At 56.8% G+C, this 3,703-nt stretch carries 4 protein-coding genes; 1 reads left to right on the top strand and 3 read right to left on the bottom strand.

Translation table 11 applies throughout. The annotated features are described in order from the left end of the window. Window positions 1-265 precede the first annotated feature (265 nt). The 3 genes from sphst_RS20620 to sphst_RS21665 all read right to left on the bottom strand — a co-directional run bounded on the left by sphst_RS20620 (window position 266) and on the right by sphst_RS21665 (window position 1,600). Entirely contained in the window at window positions 266-715 is a 450-nt protein-coding gene (locus sphst_RS20620; RefSeq protein ID WP_031394935.1) for a hypothetical protein, read from the bottom strand. 10 nt (window positions 716-725) lie between these two features. Then, window positions 726-1,028: a DUF4258 domain-containing protein gene (locus tag sphst_RS13415; protein WP_031394936.1), complete on the bottom strand. Its 303-nt coding sequence runs from the start codon at window positions 1,026-1,028 to the stop codon at window positions 726-728. A 338-nt stretch (window positions 1,029-1,366) separates the two neighbouring features. Beyond that, the gene (locus tag sphst_RS21665; protein WP_442800404.1) at window positions 1,367-1,600 is read right to left on the bottom strand and encodes a helix-turn-helix domain-containing protein; all 234 of its coding nucleotides are present in this window, start codon (window positions 1,598-1,600) and stop codon (window positions 1,367-1,369) included. Window positions 1,601-2,588: 988 nt separating this feature from the next. On the opposite strand from sphst_RS21665, the gene sphst_RS13425 reads away from it, so the two are divergent. Continuing rightward, window positions 2,589-3,188 carry a helix-turn-helix domain-containing protein gene (locus sphst_RS13425; protein WP_107045681.1) on the top strand — a complete coding sequence of 200 codons (600 nt, stop codon included), beginning with the start codon at window positions 2,589-2,591 and terminating at the stop codon, window positions 3,186-3,188. Window positions 3,189-3,703 lie beyond the last annotated feature (515 nt).

Below are 3,703 nucleotides of genomic sequence, written 5' to 3' on the forward strand. Positions count from 1 at the left end.
TCCCGGCAGCTGCCGGTCTGCTATATGTGGTGCTTCTCTGTTCAGTCCTTTTAATGCCGTTTGGACAGACATAAAGCACCAGCGAAACGTCGGTCCTTCAAAGGTATACCTAAAACGCACCGGCGGGAAATTGAGTATATAGAGGCGAGGCGGCAGGAGGGGGAGGGGGCGACCCGCCAGCAATGGCGGGACGTTTCGTACAACCGTTGGCGAAAAAGAGCCCGCCGGGTGAGGGCGGGCTCCGTCTTCCGACTGCTACTTGGCGTCAAGCTTCCAAGGCGACATTCCAATGGTCGTCGATCTCGCGCAGACAGACCTGCGGTTTCTCGACGACGTTCAATTCTGCTAAGCGGTCTACCATTCGACGTACGCTGCCATCACCACCTGTATATTCTTTGTACAGGGCTCTTAGCAGATAATCTGCCGAGCCATTAATTTCCTTGTTGCGATACTTCTCCCAGCGTCGGACTGCTTGCTCCTGTTGATTGAGCATCGCAGCCAAGTCACGTTGCGTTAGTTCCAATTCAAGTCGCAGAAAACGAAGCTCCGCTCCAGTCAATGCTTTAGGCAGAGACACCAACCAATCGCCAATCAAGCGGTGTAGTTTTGCGGTGTTTGCTATGGATATGCCCTCGCCATACGGCGTCTGATGAACGGTATAACCATTCTCCAGGTACACGTTGTCGAGACCGCTATCCGTATAATGATAAGCCATCTCTCGCTCCTCAGTACACCGTCACAACGATCAGCCGGGATGGCCAGTCTATCGCAACAACGCACGTCACTTCTTCTCCGACAGCATGGCGATACATCGTCACCTGCCAGTTCCCCTTGTCGTTATAAAATGGGCCTTCCTGAATTGTGCCCTTCAATAGGCACGCTTCGATCTGGCCGCGCGTGACTGACCGCTCAGTCTGTCGTCTTTTGGCATGCGGAATAACGACGATATTTTCGCTCTTAGCAGCAAGCGTTCGGATCTTATTGAGCGCAACGGGCGCCGTCAGTTTGAGCGGTACTACCTCAGTCATCAACGTATCATAATGATAGGTAGTGTCAGGTCAACAAACAATGAAGATTCGCGTTCCAAAACGTTTAACGATCCATCGGACTGACAGGGTTCTCTGTCGCAGCTCCACCTGCGCCCGCCTAGCCACGACCAATCCCGCAAGGTCCTGTAGGTACTCGCCCTGCGCCTCGGCTCGAGCTCACACCTGTTCGAACACATGCGCCCCCCGCCGTCAGCACAACAGTTTTGTGGCAACCGCACAGGACGGACCAGTCCACGTCCTCCGCGCTCAACTGAATGGAACTACCCTGCTCGATCTTCCGGCTTAATCGATCGTAGAGACGGGTGATTGGCGAGCTGTCATACTTTACACGCGTCCCCCAGTTTGGTCAGCCTTGCCACGTAGCTATCGGTGCGCGACGCTATCTCGAACTTTTCGACCTCTGCAGCAGGAATGCGGATTAACGTTCCTATGCGAAAGTGAGGCAACCTACTTGCGCGAAACAGATTGCGCACAGCGCCCTCGCTGCGCCCCCATCGTTCGGCTAATGAAGCCACGGTGAATGGTATCCGGGGATCGAGTCCGTCAGTCACGTGCAACGCCGGCCCAACGCCACAGCTAAGCGATAAGCCATTGCCACCATTCCTCTATCTAAACCCACCACGTATTATGGTCGATGACATCCTCAGCGTCGTTTATCTGCGCCTTCCTCGCTGCATGTGCCAGTAGATCGCCGAGCCCCCAAGCCTGGGCTGGGTTCATGAGGTGCGTTCCATCGCTTGTCTTCATCTCGACGTGCTTGCCGTCGGCACTGAGGCTGACAGCTATTTCCATTCCATCGGTGTGTATGACTTTTCCAATCATGGCAGCTACGATTGAAACGGAGATTAGACGGAACCCGGCATTGAGGTGGCCAGCCTCGTTGTCCGCCCCTTAGCCGGATGCAGACTGGGCTTGTATAACCGCGATCGTTCCCGCCAGTCCGGGGTTACATCGCCCGAAAGGCGGTTCAGATGTTCGTCGATCGATGCCCGCGACCAATGAAGCGATCTGCCAAGCATAAAGCCGCGTGGCAATCTTGCCCCGGCTACCTCAGCATCAAACTCAGCGAGCGAAAGGTCTAGGTACGCGGCTGCGGTCCTGCGCTTCACCGCTTGCGGCCATCCAAAGGTATGGCGCAGTTGCGCTTGATCAGCAGTGTCGGGCATGCAAGCCTAAATTAAGCAGTTCAAAACTCAATGGTTCACGTCAGTTGGGACAACGCTAAGTGCGCTATCTAGTATTGCCCCGACGAGCGGCATCTCCAAAAGATCCGCCAGCGCTATCAGCTCCTCGATCCCGTTTCTAAGATCGTCCTTGGTCCGGCGCAAATCGTCACTCATACCGAAGCGTATCGCACCCGCCGAAGCTGCGTCGATGGTAGTTTCGCTTAAAACGCGCTGACATTTCTACCGTGGCCAAACTTTCTGATCGGCCCGGCTGCGCCCACGAGGCTGGATAAGCACCGGTTGCCAGCGATTGAAACTCTGTGGTCATGTGAAAAGTGGTCGCCTCCCCGGCCTGGGTGAGAGAGGTTCGGGAATGACGAAACTTGTCGAACGCATGCGGCGGTATCAGGCGGGACAATGCGACGCACAGATGGCTATGGCCGAGGGAATCACGGTCGCGGGGATCGCGACTTGGCGACGTCGGCTCGCACTTTCCATCAACCCGGTCGCACCACCGGCTGACCGCCGGCGGATCAAGTCGATGGCCCACACCGAGCGCCTGCGCCTATACCGATCGGGGTTGAACGATCGCGAGATCGCGCGCCGCCTCGGCACGACGCGGTCCGCAATAGTCCAGTGGCATGGGATGCACGGCATCCCCAGTAAATATGAACCTAAGGCCACCCGCGCATTGCGAAAGCCGGAGAGGGATGAGCAAATGATGAGGCTCTATCGGCTGGGCCGTACCGATCAGCAGATGGCTGAGTCGCTAGGCTGTTCGCCACGCACGGTTTACCGTTGGCGACAGACACGCGCGCTTGAAACCAACAACGGAAAGCCATCCTTACATGGCGCGGTTCAGCTCGTGAGCATCGACGCTGGGCTCGGCGACGGCGGGTTCAACCTGCACGGACTGATAGCCGATGATGGCGCAAGCGACTGGCTCGAGACGATGGGGGCAACTAAATGGTGAGACCATCGACTGCCTCCGCGACAGGTCGAACCTACGGCATTCCGTGTCCAGCCTGTTGGAAGTGGGATCCCATAACCTCCTCAGCATATGCGCAAATTGGCTTCCCGAGTGAGGGAATTTACGTCGCGTTAGGGAAGATGGCGTAATCCTTCGAGCGTGCCTTTTAGGCATCCCCTCCCCAAAAACTTTCAGGGTCGCCTTTGGCGGCCCTTTCTTTTGCCTGCTTGGCGCCTGCAATGCGTCGATGCGCGCCGGACGTGACCGATGTGCCTATTCGAGACTCGTTCCTTTCAGCAAACTTGCGCGCGCTCCGAAGAGCAGCGACGTTGAGCTTAGAGCTAGAGAAGTGCGCTGGGGGTATACCTAAAACGCACTGGCGGGAAATTGAGTATATAGAGGCGAGGCGGCAGGAGGGGGGAGGGGGGAGGGGGAGGGCGGTATTCGTCTGGAGAGCGGACGGACCGGGAGCGCCCAATTGCGGACATTCTGAACATATCCACGACGCCCTGATAGCT

This window comes from Sphingomonas sp. STIS6.2, assembly GCF_000732685.2.
GTDB classification, from domain to species: Bacteria; Pseudomonadota; Alphaproteobacteria; order Sphingomonadales; family Sphingomonadaceae; genus Sphingomonas; species Sphingomonas aerolata.